This is a genomic window from Janibacter sp. A1S7 (assembly GCF_037198315.1).
In the GTDB taxonomy this organism is placed as follows: domain Bacteria; phylum Actinomycetota; class Actinomycetes; order Actinomycetales; family Dermatophilaceae; genus Janibacter; species Janibacter alittae.
Genome location: NZ_CP144913.1, coordinates 2769573 through 2785529, shown reverse-complemented (window position 1 = coordinate 2785529; position 15957 = coordinate 2769573). Strand labels below are relative to the sequence as shown.

The 15957-nt window shown below is 70.1% G+C and carries 12 protein-coding genes; 5 read left to right on the top strand and 7 right to left on the bottom strand.

Going from position 1 to position 15957, the window contains the following annotated elements; all coding sequences use genetic code 11:
- Positions 1 to 32: 32 nt before the first annotated feature.
- From icmF to V1351_RS13440, 4 genes are all read right to left on the bottom strand, one after another.
- The gene (icmF, locus tag V1351_RS13455; protein ID WP_338748707.1) at positions 33 to 3302 is read right to left on the bottom strand and encodes a fused isobutyryl-CoA mutase/GTPase IcmF; all 3270 of its coding nucleotides are present in this window, start codon (positions 3300 to 3302) and stop codon (positions 33 to 35) included.
- Positions 3303 to 3420: 118 nt separating this feature from the next.
- Complete coding sequence (locus tag V1351_RS13450) at positions 3421 to 3981, bottom strand: MarR family winged helix-turn-helix transcriptional regulator (RefSeq protein WP_338748706.1); 561 nt, start codon at positions 3979 to 3981, stop codon at positions 3421 to 3423.
- A gap of 54 nt (positions 3982 to 4035) precedes the next feature.
- The gene (locus V1351_RS13445; RefSeq protein ID WP_338748705.1) at positions 4036 to 5469 is read right to left on the bottom strand and encodes an aldehyde dehydrogenase family protein; all 1434 of its coding nucleotides are present in this window, start codon (positions 5467 to 5469) and stop codon (positions 4036 to 4038) included.
- Between the two features lie 60 nt (positions 5470 to 5529).
- A complete protein-coding gene (locus tag V1351_RS13440; protein ID WP_338748704.1) occupies positions 5530 to 7020 on the bottom strand; it encodes a PucR family transcriptional regulator in 1491 nt (496 codons plus the stop codon).
- 83 nt (positions 7021 to 7103) lie between these two features.
- Here V1351_RS13440 and gabT point away from each other — a divergent pair, with 83 nt between their 5' ends.
- From gabT to V1351_RS13425, 3 genes are read left to right on the top strand one after another with little or no spacing between them, the layout of a single operon-like run.
- On the top strand, positions 7104 to 8435 hold the full coding sequence (gene gabT, locus V1351_RS13435; RefSeq protein ID WP_338748703.1) for a 4-aminobutyrate--2-oxoglutarate transaminase: 1332 nt from the start codon (positions 7104 to 7106) through the stop codon (positions 8433 to 8435).
- Positions 8436 to 8470: 35 nt separating this feature from the next.
- Positions 8471 to 9880 carry an APC family permease gene (locus tag V1351_RS13430; protein WP_338748702.1) on the top strand — a complete coding sequence of 470 codons (1410 nt, stop codon included), beginning with the start codon at positions 8471 to 8473 and terminating at the stop codon, positions 9878 to 9880.
- A 2-nt stretch (positions 9881 to 9882) separates the two neighbouring features.
- Entirely contained in the window at positions 9883 to 11007 is a 1125-nt protein-coding gene (locus tag V1351_RS13425) for a CaiB/BaiF CoA transferase family protein (protein ID WP_338748701.1), read from the top strand.
- Positions 11008 to 11047: 40 nt separating this feature from the next.
- Here the strand turns inward: V1351_RS13425 and V1351_RS13420 are convergent, their stop codons facing one another.
- From V1351_RS13420 to V1351_RS13410, 3 genes are read right to left on the bottom strand one after another with little or no spacing between them, the layout of a single operon-like run.
- Positions 11048 to 11404, bottom strand: a complete 357-nt coding sequence (locus tag V1351_RS13420; RefSeq protein WP_338748700.1) for a fluoride efflux transporter FluC — start codon at positions 11402 to 11404, stop codon at positions 11048 to 11050.
- The gene (locus V1351_RS13415) at positions 11401 to 11829 is read right to left on the bottom strand and encodes a fluoride efflux transporter FluC (protein ID WP_338748699.1); all 429 of its coding nucleotides are present in this window, start codon (positions 11827 to 11829) and stop codon (positions 11401 to 11403) included. The genes V1351_RS13420 and V1351_RS13415 overlap by 4 nt, the downstream gene beginning before the upstream one ends.
- On the bottom strand, positions 11826 to 13043 hold the full coding sequence (locus V1351_RS13410; protein WP_338752547.1) for a pyridoxal phosphate-dependent aminotransferase: 1218 nt from the start codon (positions 13041 to 13043) through the stop codon (positions 11826 to 11828). Before V1351_RS13410 ends, V1351_RS13415 begins: the two co-directional genes overlap by 4 nt.
- 79 nt (positions 13044 to 13122) lie before the next feature.
- Here V1351_RS13410 and V1351_RS13405 point away from each other — a divergent pair, with 79 nt between their 5' ends.
- Positions 13123 to 14463, top strand: a complete 1341-nt coding sequence (locus tag V1351_RS13405) for an MFS transporter (RefSeq protein WP_338748698.1) — start codon at positions 13123 to 13125, stop codon at positions 14461 to 14463.
- Positions 14460 to 15914, top strand: a complete 1455-nt coding sequence (locus tag V1351_RS13400) for a pyridoxal phosphate-dependent decarboxylase family protein (RefSeq protein ID WP_338748697.1) — start codon at positions 14460 to 14462, stop codon at positions 15912 to 15914. Before V1351_RS13405 ends, V1351_RS13400 begins: the two co-directional genes overlap by 4 nt.
- The last annotated feature ends 43 nt before the right edge of the window (positions 15915 to 15957 follow it).

Here is a 15957-nt window from a genome sequence, read left to right as displayed (position 1 = left end):
CGTCCACGGTACCGAGGCGGGTGCCAGCCGGCTCACACGTTGCGGCGGTACTGGCCACCCACCTCGAAGAAGGCCTCGGTCACCTGCTGGAGGGAGCACACCCGCGCCGCGTCCATGAGGACGGCGAACACGTTGGCATCACTCGTGGCCGCCTCCTTCAGGCGTTCGATCGCCGCGGCCGCATCATCGCGGTGGGTCTCCTGGAAGGAGGCCACTCGCTCCAGCTGCGAGACCTTCTCGGACTCCGTGGCGCGGGCCAGCTCGATCTCGTCGGGCTCCCCCTTCTCCCCGTCCTCACGGAGGAAGGTGTTGACGCCGACGATCGGGACCGACCCGTCGTGCTTGCCGTGCTCGTAGACGAGGGACTCGTCCTGGATGCGGCCGCGCTGGTAACCCGTCTCCATCGCGCCGAGGACGCCGCCCCGGTCGTTGATCCGGTCGAACTCCAGCAGCACGGCCTCCTCGACCAGCTCGGTCAGCTCGTCGATGATGTAGCTGCCCTGCAGCGGGTTCTCGTTGTAGGACAGGCCCCACTCGCGGCTGATGATCAGCTGGATGGCCAGGGCCCGGCGCACCGACTCCGTCGACGGGGTCGTGACGGCCTCGTCGTAGGCATTGGTGTGCAGGCTGTTGGCGTTGTCGTACAACGCGTTGAGGGCCTGGAGCGTCGTGCGGATGTCGTTGAAGTCCATCTCCTGGGCGTGCAGCGACCGGCCCGAGGTCTGGATGTGGTACTTCAGCTTCTGGCTGCGCTCGTTCGCGCCGTACTTCTCCTTCATCGCCACCGCCCAGATGCGACGGGCGACCCGGCCGAGGACCGAGTACTCCGGGTCCATGCCGGAGGAGAAGAAGAAGGACAGGTTCGGCGCGAAGTCGTTGATGTCCATGCCGCGCGCGAGGTAGGCCTCGACGTAGGTGAAGCCGTTGGCGAGGGTGAACGCGAGCTGGCTGATCGGGTTCGCCCCGGCCTCGGCGATGTGGTATCCGGAGATGCTCACCGAGTAGAAGTTGCGCACTCCCTGCTCGATGAACCACTCCTGGATGTCGGCCATCATCCGCAGCGAGAACTCGGTGGAGAACAGGCAGGTGTTCTGTCCCTGGTCCTCCTTGAGGATGTCCGCCTGGACGGTCCCGCGGACGGTCTGCAGCGCATGGGTACGCAGCTCCTCGGCCTCCGCAGCCGACGGCTCGCGGCCCTCGCGCTCGCGGAAGAGGTCGACCTGCTGGTCCATCGCCGTGTTGAGGAAGAAGGCGAGCACCGTCGGAGCCGGCCCGTTGATCGTCATCGACACGCTCGTCGTCGGCGAGACGAGGTCGAATCCGGAGTACAGCGCCTTCATGTCGTCGAGGGTGGCGACGGAGACGCCGGAGGTGCCGACCTTGCCGTAGATGTCGGGCCGCTCGCCCGGGTCGCGCCCGTAGAGGGTGACCGAGTCGAAGGCGGTGGACAGGCGGGTCGCCGGCTGCCCCTGGGAGAGCATCTTGAAGCGGCGGTTGGTGCGGAAGGGGTCACCCTCGCCGGCGAACATGCGCGCCGGGTCCTCGTTGTCCCGCTTGAACGGGAAGACGCCGGCGGTGAAGGGGAAGCGGCCGGGCAGGTTCTCCGAACGCCAGTAGGTGACGAGCTCGCCATGGTCGGTGGTCTTCGGCAGGGCGACCCGGGAGATCTTGTTGCCGGAGAGCGACTCCTTGGTCAGCTTGGTGTGCAGCTCCTTGCCGCGGATCGTCACGACCTGCTCGTCGCCCGCGTAGGACTCGACGACGGAGGGCCACTCCTCGATCTGGTCACTGATCTCGGTGGGCATCGTCGCCCGGGCCGCGTCGAGCAGCTCGTCGACGCCGTGCCCGTCCTTGCCGGCAGCGGTCAGCTCGTCGTCGACGAGGGCCAGTCGCTGCACGCGGCGGGCGTTGTCGGCGAGCTGCTGGGTCTGCTCGTGGTATCCGCGGACGGTCTCGGTGATCTCCGCGAGGTAGCGCACCCGGGTGGCGGGGACGACCTGCCCGAAGCGGGTGGAGTACTTCGTGTCGACGCGCTCGAGCTGACCCTGGTCGACCGCCAGGCCGTGCTCGCCGAGCAGGTCGCGCAGGTGCTGGTAGAGGCCCGTGACGCCGTCATCGTTGAAGGTCGCCGCAGAGGTGCCGAAGACCGGCATGTCCTCGGGCTTGGTGCCGAAGGCCTCCCGGTTGCGCACCAGCTGACGGGCGACGTCACGCAGTGCGTCGGCGGCGCCGCGACGCTCGAACTTGTTGATCGCGACGACCTCCGCGAAGTCGAGCATGTCGATCTTCTCCAGCTGGCTGGCCGCGCCGAACTCCGGTGTCATGACGTACACCGGCACGTCGACGTAGGGGATGATCGCGGCATCACCTTGGCCGATGCCCGGGGTCTCGACGATGACGAGGTCGTAGCCGGCGGCCTTGGTGATGTCGATGACGGTCTGCAGCGCGTCGGGGATCTCGCGCTCGCCGCGGGTGGCGAGCGACCGGAAGAACACGGGGGATGAGCCCGCGGAGCTCTCGCCGAGGGAATTCATCCGGATGCGGTCGCCGAGCAGTGCGCCACCGCCCTTGCGCCGGGTGGGGTCCACGGCGATGACGGCGACGCGCAGCTTGTCCTGCTGGTCCACGCGGAAGCGACGGACGAGCTCGTCGGTGAGCGAGGACTTGCCGGAGCCGCCGGTGCCGGTGAGGCCGAGCACCGGGGCGCTGGACTTCTCCGCGGCCCTGGCGATCCCGTCGCGGAAGGCACTGTCCAGCTCACCCAGCTCGGCGCCGGAGATCGCGCGTGAGACAGCAGCACGCTCACCGGCGAGCACCTGGTCGAGTGTCGTCGGGCCGACCTGCCACACGTTGGTGTCACAGTCGGCGATGAGGGTGTTGATCATGCCCGGCAGGCCGAGACGCTGACCGTCCTCGGGCGAGAAGATCGTCACGCCGGCCTTGCGGAGCCGATCGATCTCCTCCGGCACGATGACACCGCCGCCCCCGCCGAAGACCTGCACGTGCCCGGCGCCCTGCTCGCGCAGCAACTGGGTGAGGTACTCGAAGTACTCCACGTGCCCACCCTGGTAGGACGAGACGGCGACCCCCTGCACGTCCTCGTCGATCGCCGCATCGACGACCTCCTGGACGGAGCGGTTGTGCCCGAGGTGGATCACCTCGGCGCCCTGACTCTGCATGATCCGCCGCATGATGTTGATCGAGGCGTCGTGGCCGTCGAAGAGCGAGGACGCGGTCACGAAGCGGACCGGGTTGGTCGGGGAGTGCAGCTCGGGCTTGGCGGTCTTGGCAGGCGCAGACATGGTGAACCTCGTCATCGAGTAGTCGGTACCCGGTCAATACTAGGACATCCAAGTATCGCGGCGCGAGTCCGTGGGATGGCTCAGACCAACGGCCGCGCAGCCCTTGGTCGTTCGTTCCTCACTCCCTGAGGCGGGCTGCATCCCCGTTGGCCTGCGCCACAGTCCAACCCCCGCTCGCGGGGTCCGTCACCGTGTCCCCGTGGGCGTGGCGAAGGGAGGTGAGCAGCTCGGTGGCGGCCCTCACCTGGTCCGGGTCGAGGCCGGGGGAGGTGAAGACGTGCGCGTTCAGGTCGGCCGTGGCCGCCTTGACGACCTCGACCCCCTTCGTCGTGAGGGAGGCGAGGACCACCCGTCGGTCACGCTCGGGCCGCAGACGCTCGACGAGGCCCTGCTTCTCCAGGCGGGCGACGGCGCTGGTCACGCTCGTCGCGTGCACCTGCAGCAGCGAGCCGAGTCGGCTCATCGGCATCGATCGGCGGCGGCTGAAGGCGAGCAGTCGCAGGATCTCGTAACGGGCGAAGGTCAACCCGTGGGGGCGCAGGACATCCTCGACGCGCTCGACCAGCAGTTGCTGCGCCCGCGTGATGGAGGTGACCAGGGCCATGCCGTCAGCGGCGTCCGCCCAGCCGTGCGCCAGCCACTGCTCGTGCGCGGCGGCGATGGGGTCGGCGTCGGTCATGGGGACATACTAGGACGTCCAAGGATATTCGCGGCTGCACGATGCCTCAGGCGCTCACAGGGGCAGTCCGGTGAGCACCATGACGCGGTCGTAGGTGAAGTCGCTCATCGCGTACCGGACTCCCTCGCGCCCCTCGCCGGAGTCCTTCGTGCCGCCGTAGGGCATCTGGTCCGCACGGTAGGAGGGCACGTCCCCGATCACGACACCACCCACCTCGAGTTCTCGGTGCGCCCGGAAGGCGGTGCGCAGGTCATGAGTGAAGACGCCCGCCTGCAGTCCGTAGCGGGAGTCGTTGACCAGGGCGAGTGCCTCGTCCACCGAGTCCACCGGATGGATGAGCAGGACCGGACCGAAGACCTCCTCGCAAGAGACCTTGGCGTCCACCGGCACGTCCTCCAGGACGGTGGGTGCGTAGGTGCTCCCGTCACGGCGCCCGCCCGTGAGCACGCGGGCGCCGGCGTCCACGGCCTCCTGCACCCAGGACTCCACGCGCTGTGCTGCCTCTACGGTGATCAACGGACCGACGTGGGTCGCTTCGTCCGCGGGGTCGCCCACGCCAAGTGACTCCACGGCCGCGACGATGGCCGAACGCAGTTCGTGCAGGCGGGAACGCTCGACGTACACGCGTTGGACACCCACGCAGGACTGGCCCCCCTGGTAGTTGGCGAAGGTCGCGATCCGATCCGCAGCACAGGAGATGTCCGACCAGTCCGCACACACCACCACCGCTGCGTTGCCGCCGAGCTCCAGAGTCACGTGCTTTTGTGGAACCGCCGCCCGGATGCTCGCCCCTACGGGCCCGGAGCCGGTGAAAGAGACAACTGGAAGCCGTGGGTCGGCGACGAGGTCGGGCGCTGTGTCGTCGGGGACGTTGATCACGCTGACCGCTCCGGGCGGGAGCGACGTCTGCGCCAACAGCTCACCGAGGAGCAGGGCCGACAGCGGGGTCTTGGGTGCCGGCTTGATCACGACCGGCGCACCGACCGCGATGGCCGGGGCGACCTTGTGCGCCACGAGGTTGAGCGGGAAGTTGAACGGGGTGATCGCCAGGACCGGACCGCGGGGCACGCGGACGGTGTAGGCCAGGCGACCTTCGGCAGCTGACTCGGTGTCCAAGCGCTGCACCTCCCCCGACCAGGTGCGGGCGTTCTCCCCGGCCAGGCGGAAGACGGCCGCGGCCCGGGAGACCTCGGCGCGGGCCCACCGGATCGGCTTGCCGTTCTCGGCCGTGATCAGGCGGGCCAGTTCCTCGGACCTCGCGATGATCCGGCGAGCGACCTGGTCGAGCGCCCCGGAGCGCACGTGCACCGGGAGTGCAGCGGTCTGGTGCCGGGCCGAGTGGGCGGCGTCCACGGCCGCCTCCACCTGCTCGGGCTCGGCGTAGGTGGTCCGACCGACGGACGTTCCGTCGAGCGGGTGCGTGACCTCGAGGGGTTGTTGGCCGTGCGCCGGGGTTCCGGCGATCCAGAAGGGGGTGACGTCGCTCATGAGCGGAACGCTATGTGGCCGGTCGGTCACGCGAGGTGGACACAATGTCCACCCCGCCGATCAGGATTGTCCGAACTGGCAGGCCCGCAGGGCGAACCAGAGATCCATCCGCGCGTCCATCGTCCCCAGCGACCGACCGAGCAGCTGTTCCGCCCGACGGATGCGGTGACGCAGTGTGTGGCGGTGCACTCCGAGTTCTGCGGCAGCGGGCTCGAAGTGACCGTGGTGTCGCAGCCAGACCTCGAGGCTCGCGACGAGGTCGACGTTCGCGCGCCCCCCGTGCTCCCGCAGGGGTCGTAGCAACGAGTCGGCGAACGCCGCAGCGTCCGCGGGCGCGACGAGGCCGAGCGAGCCGGACATGACCTCCGCGCTGCTGAGCACGCTGACGTCGCGACGTACTGCGAGGTCCACGGCGTGCTCCGCCCGTCGGAGGGCGGCGGCGACCTCCGACGGAGGGACGGGGTCGCTGACCCCGGTGCGCAACCGCGCCCGAGACCGTGTCCGGTGCAGGACATGGGACAGGTGACCAGCGTCCACCACGGCCACGACCCGGTGACCCTCGTGCACGGCGAGGACGTCCTCGGCCGGGAGGTCGTCGAGTTCGTCGACGAGGTCGCGAAGCTCGTCGGCGGGGCCGGTCGTGGCCAGCCCCGCCACCGACGTCCCGGCGAGCACGGCCGCGCCGAGATCCACCAGCGTGCGGGGATCGTCCACGACTCCCTCCTGCACCAGCCGCACCACGGCGGCGTCGCGTCGGCGCGAGCCAAGGACCTGTTGGTCGTCCCCGATCGCCAGCAGGGCCGTCGCGAGACTGAGTGCGGCCCGATCGGCGCCCCGAGGGCGGCGACGGGTGCCGCAGACGAGGAAGCCGCGGGTCCGGCCGAAGGCGGTGAGCGTGTGCACCAGGACGTGCTCGTCGCCGATGATCACCGAAGCGGCAGCGACCCGTCCCGAAGAGACGCGTTCGAGCTGCTCGGTCACGTCACCCAGACGGTCCTTCGCCTGCGCCGGTTCGGCGTGGTGGACGGCGGTGGTTCGGCCGAGGACGAGGGCCCACCCGTCGAGCAGGCGCGCGGTGGTGCGGGTGACCCCGGCAGTGCCGTCCCGCACGGCGGCCCGGGTGAGGTCCCGCTGGGCCTGGGCCGTCCGAAGGGCCTCGGAGTGCTCCTCGCCGGCGATGAGGTCCGAGAGAGCCTTGCTCACTGCGATGAAGGGAGTCGGCTCATCGATCTCGAGCAGGGGTAGGCCGGACCGCTCTGCTGCGCTGATGAGCCGTCGCGGTGTCCGCCGGTGGTCGAGGCCCACTCCGAGTCCGAGCGCCACGGCACCGCCGGCGACGAGCCGCTCTGTGTACGCGCGCACGTGCTGCGTCGCCGAGGGCAGGTTGATGCCGGTGGTCAGCAGGAGATCGCCGACCTTGAGGAAGGGGGTGGGGTCGGGGTGCTCGTTGGTCGCCACCCAGCGCACTTCGTGGTCGAGGCCCTCCTCGCCGGTGAGGAGGGTGATGCCCAGTCCGGGCTCGCTGATGAGTTGGCGCAGGGTCGGGGCCATCGACACAACGTACAGTCCAGCAGCGGCAATTTGTCCACAGTGGCTGCGGACCAAGTCACGCGACCAGCCCTAGCGTTCCCCACATGCCACAACTCGAGCAGCAGCGCCGGCTCGTCACCGAGATCCCCGGCCCCATCTCCACCTCACTCATGGATCGGCGGTCCACGGCCGTGTCCGCCGGTGTCGGTACGGTCGTGCCGGTCTTCGTCGCGCGGGTGGACGGCGGGATCCTCCAGGACGTCGACGGCAACTGCCTGATCGACCTTGCGGCGGGAATCGCCGTCACCAACGTGGGAGGCTCCGACCCGCAGGTCGCCGGTCGGGTGGCCGACCAGGCGCAGCGATTCACCCATACCTGCTTCATGGTCGCTCCCTACGAGGGCTACGTCGAGGTGTGCGAGCGGCTGGCCGAGCTGACACCCGGCAGCCACGAGAAGCGCAGCGCCCTCTTCAGCACCGGCTCCGAGGCGGTGGAGAACGCCGTCAAGATCGCTCGCACGCACACCGGGCGTGATGCCGTTGCGGTCTTCGACCACGCCTACCACGGCCGCACCAACCTCACGATGGCGATGACCGCCAAGAACCTTCCGTACAAGCAGGGCTTCGGTCCCTTCGCCGGGGAGGTCCACCGTGCGCCGATGTCCTACCCCTTCCGTGACCCGGGAGGGATGACGGGCGAGCAGGCCGCCCAACGCGCCATCGACAAACTCGAGAGCCAGGTCGGCGGCGACAACCTCGCCTGTGTCGTCATCGAGCCCATCCAGGGCGAAGGGGGTTTCATCACCCCCGCGGAGGGCTTCCTCCCCGCGATCGCCGACTGGTGCCGTGAGCGCGGCATCGTCTTCGTGGCCGACGAGGTGCAGACCGGCTTCTGTCGCACGGGGGCGTGGTTCGCCTGCGAGCACGAAGGGGTCGTCCCCGACCTGATCACCACCGCCAAGGGTATCGCCGCCGGCTTGCCCCTGGCCGCGGTCACCGGCCGCGCCGAGATCATGGACTCGGTGCACGCGGGTGGCCTCGGCGGCACCTACGGTGGCAACCCCGTCGCATGCGCGGCCGCCCTGGCCGCCATCGACGTCATGCGGGAGCAGGACCTACCGGCCAAGGCCGCTCGCTTGGGCGAGATCCTGACCGGACGCCTGACCCAGCTGCAGCAGGAGTGCCCGGCCATCGGCGACGTGCGGGGGCGTGGCGCGATGGTGGCGATCGAGATCACCGAGCCGGACGGGGTCACCCCGGCACCTGCGATCGCGGCCCGGGTCTCGGCTGCCTGCCACGCGGACGGAGTCCTGACACTCACCTGCGGCACCTACGGCAACGTCCTGCGGTTCCTTCCGCCCCTCGTCATGCCCGAGCACCTGCTCGAGGAGGCACTGGACGTGCTGACCAAGGCTCTGGCGAACCTGACGGCGTGACACCGGCATGACCCGACCACTCAAAGGAGAGTGCCATGGGAAGTGAGAGCAAGAAAGAACTGATCCGGGTCCTTGGACATCGGGACACCCTGGCGGTGGCCTTCGGCGCGATGATCGGCTTCGGCTGGATCGTGCTCACCGGCACCTTCCTGGAGAGCGCCGGGACGCTCGGCGCCGCCCTCGCCTTCGTCCTGGGTGGCGTCGTCGTCGCCTTCATCGGGCTGACCTATGCGGAGCTCGTCTCGGCGATGCCGGCGGTCGGGGGTGAGCACAACTACGTCATGCGCGCCCTGGGCAGCCGATCCGCCTTCGTCACCTCGTGGGCGCTCGTCCTGGGCTACGTCTCGGTCGTCGCCTTCGAGGCGGTGGCCCTGCCGGAGACGGTGCTCTACCTCTTCCCCGACATGCTGGCCGGCAAGCTGTGGACCGTCGCAGGCTACGAGGTGTACCTCAGCTGGGTCGCCGTGGGGGTCGGTGCCTCCATCGTGATGACCCTGATCAACTACATCGGGGTCCGCCCGGCCGCGGTGTTCCAGACAGTGGCCGTGTTGTTCCTGGGCGCGGTCGGGGTCGCCCTCCTGCTCGGCAGTGCGGTCGGGGGCGATGCCGAGCACATGAGTCCGATCTTCACCGGCGGCGCCGCAGGGCTGATCTCGGTCCTGGTGGCCACCCCCTTCCTCTTCGTCGGCTTCGACGTGATCCCGCAGTCCGCCGAGGAGATCAACCTGCCCTTCCGCAAGATCGGTCAGCTGCTGCTGGTGTCGATCGGTCTGGCGGTCTTCTGGTACGTGCTGATCATGATCACCGTGGGCATGTCGATGCCCGCCTCCGTGCTGGCCGAGTCCGACCTGGCCGCCGCCGACGGCATGGCCGCCCTGTGGGGCAGCGACCTGATGGGCACGATCCTCGTGCTCGGAGGGATCGCCGGCATCCTCACCTCGTGGAACGGCTTCCTCATCGGCGCCAGCCGCCTGATCTACGCGATGGCCCAGTCGGGCATGTTGCCGTGGTGGTTCGGGGAACTGCACCCCAAGTACCGCACGCCCTCGCACGCGCTGATCTTCATCGGCGCGCTGTCCGTCCTGGCGCCGCTGTTCGGCCGCAAGACCTTGGTCTGGCTGGTCGACGCCGGAGGCCTGAGCATCATCGTCGCGTGGGTGGTGGTGGCGCTGAGCTTCGTCGTCCTGCGCCGCCGGGAGCCGGCGATGGAGCGACCTTTCCGGGCTCCGGGTGGGCAGGTGACGGGAGTGATCGCCGTCGTGCTCGGCGTGGCCCTGGGCGTCCTCTTCCTGCCCGGGATGCCGGCGGCCCTCGTCTGGCCCTATGAGTGGGCGATCATCGCTCTGTGGTGGCTGGTCGGCCTCGCTTTCCTCATCCGCGTCCCCCGCGTCGGCCCGGGTGCCGACGCCGAGGAGCGCGTGCTGTACGAACTCCGGGGGCGATGAGCATGGAGTGGCAACACACCTCCGAGGGAGGTGCGCTGGACGGTGTCCGTGTCCTCGATCTCTCCCGCGTGTTGGCCGGGCCCTACCTGACGATGATGCTCGGCGACCTCGGCGCGGACGTCATCAAGGTCGAGCGCCCCGAGGGGGATGACACCCGTGGGTGGGGGCCGCCCCACTTCGAGGGGGAGGCAACGTACTTCCTGGCCGTGAACCGGAACAAGCGAACGCTGGTGGCCGACCTGCGGCGGGAACGGGACCGGGAGGCAGTGCTCCGGCTGGCCGGCCGTGCCGATGTCGTGGTGGAGAACTTCCGCCCGGGGGTCGCCGATCGCCTGGGAGTGGGCTACGCAGACATCCGGGCGATCGCGCCCGCGGTCGTCTACTGCTCCATCTCCGCGTTCGGTGACGCCCCGCAAGCGCGCTCCCTCCCCGGCTACGATCTGCTCGTGCAGGCTGTCGGCGGCATGATGAGCGTGACCGGAACCCAGGATTCCGGACCGACAAAGGCAGGTGTCGCCGTCGTGGATGTCCTGGCCGGACTGCACGCGTCCTCCGGTGTCCTGGCTGCCCTGCGGCATGCCGAGCGGACGGGGGACGGGCAGCACGTGCAGGTCTCGCTGCTGGGAACCGCGCTGGCGTCGCTGGTCAACCAGTCGTCGGCCTACCTGCTCACGGGCGAGGTGCCCCAGCGCATGGGAAACGCGCATCCCAGCCTCGCTCCGTACGAGACCTTCCGCTGCGGCGATGGGGACGTCGTGCTGGCGGTGGGAAATGACCGTCAGTTCCGGTCTCTGGCGGACGCGTTGTCGAGACCCCAGCTCGCCACGGATGAGCGCTTCGCGACCAACAGCCAGCGCGTCACGCACCGGCAGGAGCTCAAGGCCGCGCTCGAGGACGAGATGATCGGTGTACCGGTTGGTGAACTGGTCGCGCGCTTGCTGGCAGCGGGAGTGCCGGCAGGGGCGGTCAACGATCTGGCCGGCGCCTTCGATCAGGCTCAGCAGCTGGGCCTCCAGCCCGTGGCAGAGGTGGTCGACACACGGCGAGCGGTGCGGACGACGGCGAGTCCGCTGCGCATGTCGGCCACTCCGGTCACGTATCGGACGCCACCGCCGCGCCTGCCATGATCGGCCGGGTGGTCATGTCGAGGCGGCCCGGACCGCCGTCTCAGGCCGTGAGCCACCATCCGAGAGACGCCAGCGCCACCCCGAGCACCAGGCTGATGGCCAGGTCAGCCAGCGCCTGTCGAAGTCGCCTCTCCTGCAGCGCCGCTGCCAGCTCCACCGCGTGGCTGGCGAAGGTCGTGAACCCGCCGCAGAAACCGACCCCGAGGAGAGCGAGCAGCCAGTCGGGGCCGCCGGAGGTGACGGTCCCGGCCACGAGGCCGAGCAGGAGCGACCCGGGCAGGTTGACGAGCATCGTCGCTCCCGCGGCAGTGGCGCCCCGGCGTCGGGCCCGCGTGGTGACCTCGTGCCGGCCGAGCGCGCCCAGCGCCCCGCCGATGACGACGAGCAGCCAGGTCACAGCTCCTCCTCGTCGATCAGGTGCTCGGCCATCTCGGGTCGGACGTCGAACCACCGCTCGCCGACGAGCAGTCCGGTCAGGCTCGCACCGACGCCCAGGACCAGGGTGGTGATGACGTAACCGAGGGCCGGGACGACCCCGTCTGCGCCGATGACCGAGTGCGCGTCCAGCGCGAACGTCGAGTACGTCGTCCACCCGCCGAGGAGGCCGACGGCAGCGAACGGTCGCGCCAGGGGGTGCGCCACTCGCGCGCTCAGCCAGGCCACGAGCATCCCCATGGCGAGGGCGCCGGTGACGTTCACGGTGAGAGTCGCCCAGCCCCACCCGGGTCCGGCCGCGGGCAGCGAGCCGTCGATCCACCAGCGACCGAGGCTGCCGAGGCCGCCGCCGGCCAGCACGGCGAGGCGGGCTCCCCCTTCGCTCACGACCGTTTGGTCTCGAGGAAGTCCGCGATCCGGCCGATGGCCTCGGTGAGCACGTCCTCGTCGGGGAGGGTGACGAGCCGGAAGTGGTCCGGCTCCGGCCAGTTGAAGCCGGTGCCGTGGGTGACGAGGATCTTCTTCGCGCGCAGCAGTTCTATGACGAAGGCCTCGTCGTCCTCGATCGGGTAGACCTGCGGGTCCAGACGGGGGAAGCAGTAGAGGGCGCCGCGCGGCTCGACGCAGCTGACGCCGGGGATCTCGTTCAGCAACCGCGAGGCGAGCTTGATCTGGTCGTGGTACCGGCCGCCCGGGGCGATCAGCTCGTCGATCGACTGGTAGCCGCCCAGGGCGGTCTGGATCGTGTGCTGGGCGGGGACGTTGGAGCACATCCGCATGTTCGCCAGCAGGGTCAGGCCCTCGAGGAAGTCCGCGGCGAGGTGCTTGGGGCCGGAGATCATCACCCAGCCGGCGCGGTAGCCGCAGACCCGATAGGCCTTGGACAACCCGGAGAAGGTCAGGCAGAGGACGTCGTCGCCGGCGTACTCCGCGGCGTGGTGGTGCACCGCGTCGTCGAAGACGATCTTCTCGTAGATCTCGTCGGCCATGACGACGAGACCGTGCCGGCGGGCGATGTCGACCATGCCGCGCACGGTCTCGGGTGAGTAGACCGCTCCGGTGGGGTTGTTCGGGTTGATGATCACCAGCGCGTGCGTGTTCTCGGTGATCTTGGCCTCGATGTCGGCCAGGTCGGGGTTCCACCCGTCGTCCTCGTCGCAGCGATAGTGCACCGGGGTGCCGCCGGAGAGCGAGACGGCACCGGTCCACAGCGGGTAGTCGGGCGCCGGCACCAGGATCTCGTTGCCGTCGTCGACGAAGGTCTGCAGGACCATCGAGATCAGCTCGGAGACGCCGTTGCCGATGTAGACGTCCTCGACCGTCGTGCCCGTCAGGCCGTGCGACTGGTAGTACTGCGCCACCGCGGTCCGCGCAGAGTAGATCCCCTTGGAGTCGGCATAGCCCTGGGAGCCGGACAGGTGCCGGGTCATGTCGGCGACGATCGCCTCGGGGGCTTCGAAGCCGAAGGGAGCGGTGTTGCCGATGTTCAGCTTCAGGATCTTGTGTCCCTCCGCCTCAAGGCGCTGGGCCTCGACGAGGATCGGGCCGCGCACGTCGTAACGCACGTTCTTCAGCTTTCGGCTCTGGCGGATCTGGCGCATGTGCGTGATCCTCTCACTCCCGGTGAAGGGGCCGCGCAGGGTCGACGACATGCGGATGACTGGTGAGTAGCATCGCGCCATGGAGGCATCTTCGGCAGCGCTGCCGACGCGGGTACGGCGCGGGTACGGTCTGGGGTCGGTGGTCACCGGAGCCTTCCCGACCGTCCCCGGCCTGCTGCTGCTGCCGTACCTGACCGACCGTCTGGGTATCGCCGCCGGACTGGCCGGCCTGATCGTCCTGCTGCCCAAGGCCTGGGACGTCCTGCTCAACCCCGTCGCCGGGCGCATCTCCGACCGCAGCACCCACCCGGACGGGCGCCGACGCCCCTTCCTCCTGCGCGGGGGCATCGCCCTCGCGGTGCTCTTCGCCCTTCTCTTCGCCGGACCGACCTCGCCGCAGGGGCTCGCCGCGACCTGGGTGGTCCTGCTCTTCCTCGCCTGCGCGAGTGCGTACGCGTTCTTCCAGGTGCCGTACGTGGCGATGCCCTCCGAGCTGACGAGGGACTACGGCGAGCGCACCCGACTGATGACGTGGCGGGTGGTCGTGCTCGCCCTGGCGATCCTCGTCTCCGGCGGGCTGTCCCCGGCCCTGCGGGACGCGCTGGGCCCGAGGTGGGGTTATCCCGCGGTCGGGATCTTCGTCGGCCTGCTCATCCTCGGGGGCGCCGTGGGCGCGTGGTGGGCGACGAAGGGGGCCGCCCCCGTCGTCCACGTCACCGCCAGCGGGTCCCTGCGGGACCAGTTGCGCATCGTCGCCCGTGCCCGGGACTTCCGCGCGCTGATGCTGACGTACGCCGTCCAGGCCCTGGCCACCGGCGTCATGCTCGCGGGGGTCGACTACACCGCGCGCTGGGTCCTCGGCAGCCCGGGCGCCTCCACCTACCTCTTCGTCGCTTTCGTCGCTCCTGCCATCGTCGTCACCCCGCTGTGGGAACGGGTGGGGGCGCGTTCGGGCAAGCGTCCGGGTTTCGTCGCCGCCACGGTGTGCTTCGCCGGCGGCGCCCTGCTGGTGTGGGTCGTGCGTGACCACGGCATCGTCGCGATCGCCGGCGCGATCGCGCTCGTCGGGGTGGGCTACGCGGGCGCCCAGATGTTCCCGCTGGCGATGCTGCCCGATGCCGCAGCCGTCGACGCCGACCGCACGGGAGAGAACCGAGTCGGGGTCTACACGGGGGTGTGGACTGCCGTCGAGACCCTCGGGCTGGCCTTCGGCCCGGGGGTCTACGCGCTCGTGCTCATGGGGGGTGGCTACGTCTCCTCGACGGGAGGCATCGCCGACCAACCCGACTCGGCGTTGACCGCGATCATCCTCGGTTTCAGCGTGCTGCCGGCCCTGCTCTTCCTCTGCTCCCTGCTCATCCTGCGTCATTACCGCATCGACGAGGCGGCCGTGGTCGCCGCCGGGAAGGACCTGCCATGAGTCCTGGCGCCATGCCCCTCGACTGGAGCCGCCCGGCGGGAGCCGATGACGTGCGGGCCGCGCTCGCGGACCTGCGCGCAGGGGACCTGCCCACCCACGGTGGCCGCACCCTCAGCTATGTCTACGACTCGGGGATCGCCGCCGTCGACGAGATCGGACGGGAGGCGCTCACCGCCTTCGCCGCGTCGAACGGACTGGACCCGACCGCCTTCCCGTCGCTCGCCGCCATGGAGTCCGACCTCGTGGGCCTCGCCCGTGACCTGCTCCACGGACCGGAGAGCACGGTCGGCGTGGCCACCTCGGGCGGGACCGAGTCGCTCGTCCTGGCCGTGCTGGCCGCTCGGGACGGCAACCCGCAGATCACCGGCCCGCAGGTCGTCGCCCCCGAGACCGTGCACGCGGCCGTGCACAAGGCAGGGCACCTTCTGGGCGTCGAGGTGGTCACCGTGCCGGTGGACCCGCACACCTTCCGACCCGACCCGACCGACATGGCCGCGGCGGTCACCGACTCGACGATCCTGCTCGTGGCCTCCGCCCCGTCCTACGCGCACGGGGTGATCGACCCGGTCGAGGAGATCGCGGCGGTGGCTGCCGATCGCGGCATCCGCTGCCACGTCGATGCGTGCATCGGCGGCTGGGTGCTGCCCTTCCTCGGGGGCCTGCCGCCATGGACCTTCGCCGCCGAGGGTGTCACGAGCATCTCGGTCGACCTGCACAAGTACGCGTACACCCCCAAGGGCATCTCCCTGCTCCTGCACCGGGACCCCGCCCACCGCCGCGACCACTTCTTTGCCTGCGCGGGCTGGCCCGGGTACACGGTGCTCAACACGACCCTCCAGTCGACGAAGTCCGGCGGGCCGCTCGCCGCCGCCTGGGCGGTCGTGCACGCCATCGGGCGTGACGGGTACAGCGAGCTCGCCAACAGTGCCCGGGACGCCACCCTCCGGGTGGCCGCCGCCGTGGCCGGGATCGATGGGCTGCGCGTCGTCGTCGCGCCCGACGCCACGCTGCTCGCGCTGGCGCCGGACGAGCGCTGCGACGTCTTCACCATCGCGGACGAGATGGCGTCGCGCGGTTGGCTGGTCCAGCCGCAGATGTCCTTCGCCGGACATCCGGCGACGCTGCACCTCTCCGTGTGCGCAGCCACCGCAGCCCGGACCGATGAGCTGGTCTCGGCACTGACGCAGGCGTCGGCCGAGGCGGAGCGAAGGGGGCCGGTCCGGGTCGACCCGCAACTCGCCGCAGCGGCCGCAGACCTCGACCCGGCCGGGCTCGACGACGCCACCCTCGACGGGCTCCTCGGCATGGCGGGGCTGGCCGGCGATGGTGGTGCCGTCGAGGTCCCCGAGCGCATGGCCGAGGTCAACGCCCTGCTGGACATCGCCCCACCGCCGCTGCGCGAGGCCCTGCTGACGGCAGTCCTCGACCGGCTCACCCGAGTGCGACCCTGACTCGGCGGGTCCGGCACGGCCATCGACCACGTGGCCGACGGCG

Bases quoted from the DNA above. Each gene is read 5' to 3' on its own strand.
- V1351_RS13400 (WP_338748697.1), top strand. From the start codon at position 14,460: ATGAGTCCTGGCGCCATGCCCCTCGACTGGAGCCGCCCGGCGGGAGCC.
- V1351_RS13440 (WP_338748704.1), bottom strand. From the start codon at position 7,020: ATGGCCCCGACCCTGCGCCAACTCATCAGCGAGCCCGGACTGGGCATC.
- gabT (WP_338748703.1), top strand. From the start codon at position 7,104: ATGCCACAACTCGAGCAGCAGCGCCGGCTCGTCACCGAGATCCCCGGC.
- icmF (WP_338748707.1), bottom strand. From the start codon at position 3,302: ATGTCTGCGCCTGCCAAGACCGCCAAGCCCGAGCTGCACTCCCCGACC.
- V1351_RS13445 (WP_338748705.1), bottom strand. From the start codon at position 5,469: ATGAGCGACGTCACCCCCTTCTGGATCGCCGGAACCCCGGCGCACGGC.
- V1351_RS13405 (WP_338748698.1), top strand. From the start codon at position 13,123: ATGGAGGCATCTTCGGCAGCGCTGCCGACGCGGGTACGGCGCGGGTAC.
- V1351_RS13430 (WP_338748702.1), top strand. From the start codon at position 8,471: ATGGGAAGTGAGAGCAAGAAAGAACTGATCCGGGTCCTTGGACATCGG.
- V1351_RS13410 (WP_338752547.1), bottom strand. From the start codon at position 13,043: ATGCGCCAGATCCGCCAGAGCCGAAAGCTGAAGAACGTGCGTTACGAC.
- V1351_RS13450 (WP_338748706.1), bottom strand. From the start codon at position 3,981: ATGACCGACGCCGACCCCATCGCCGCCGCGCACGAGCAGTGGCTGGCG.
- V1351_RS13425 (WP_338748701.1), top strand. From the start codon at position 9,883: ATGGAGTGGCAACACACCTCCGAGGGAGGTGCGCTGGACGGTGTCCGT.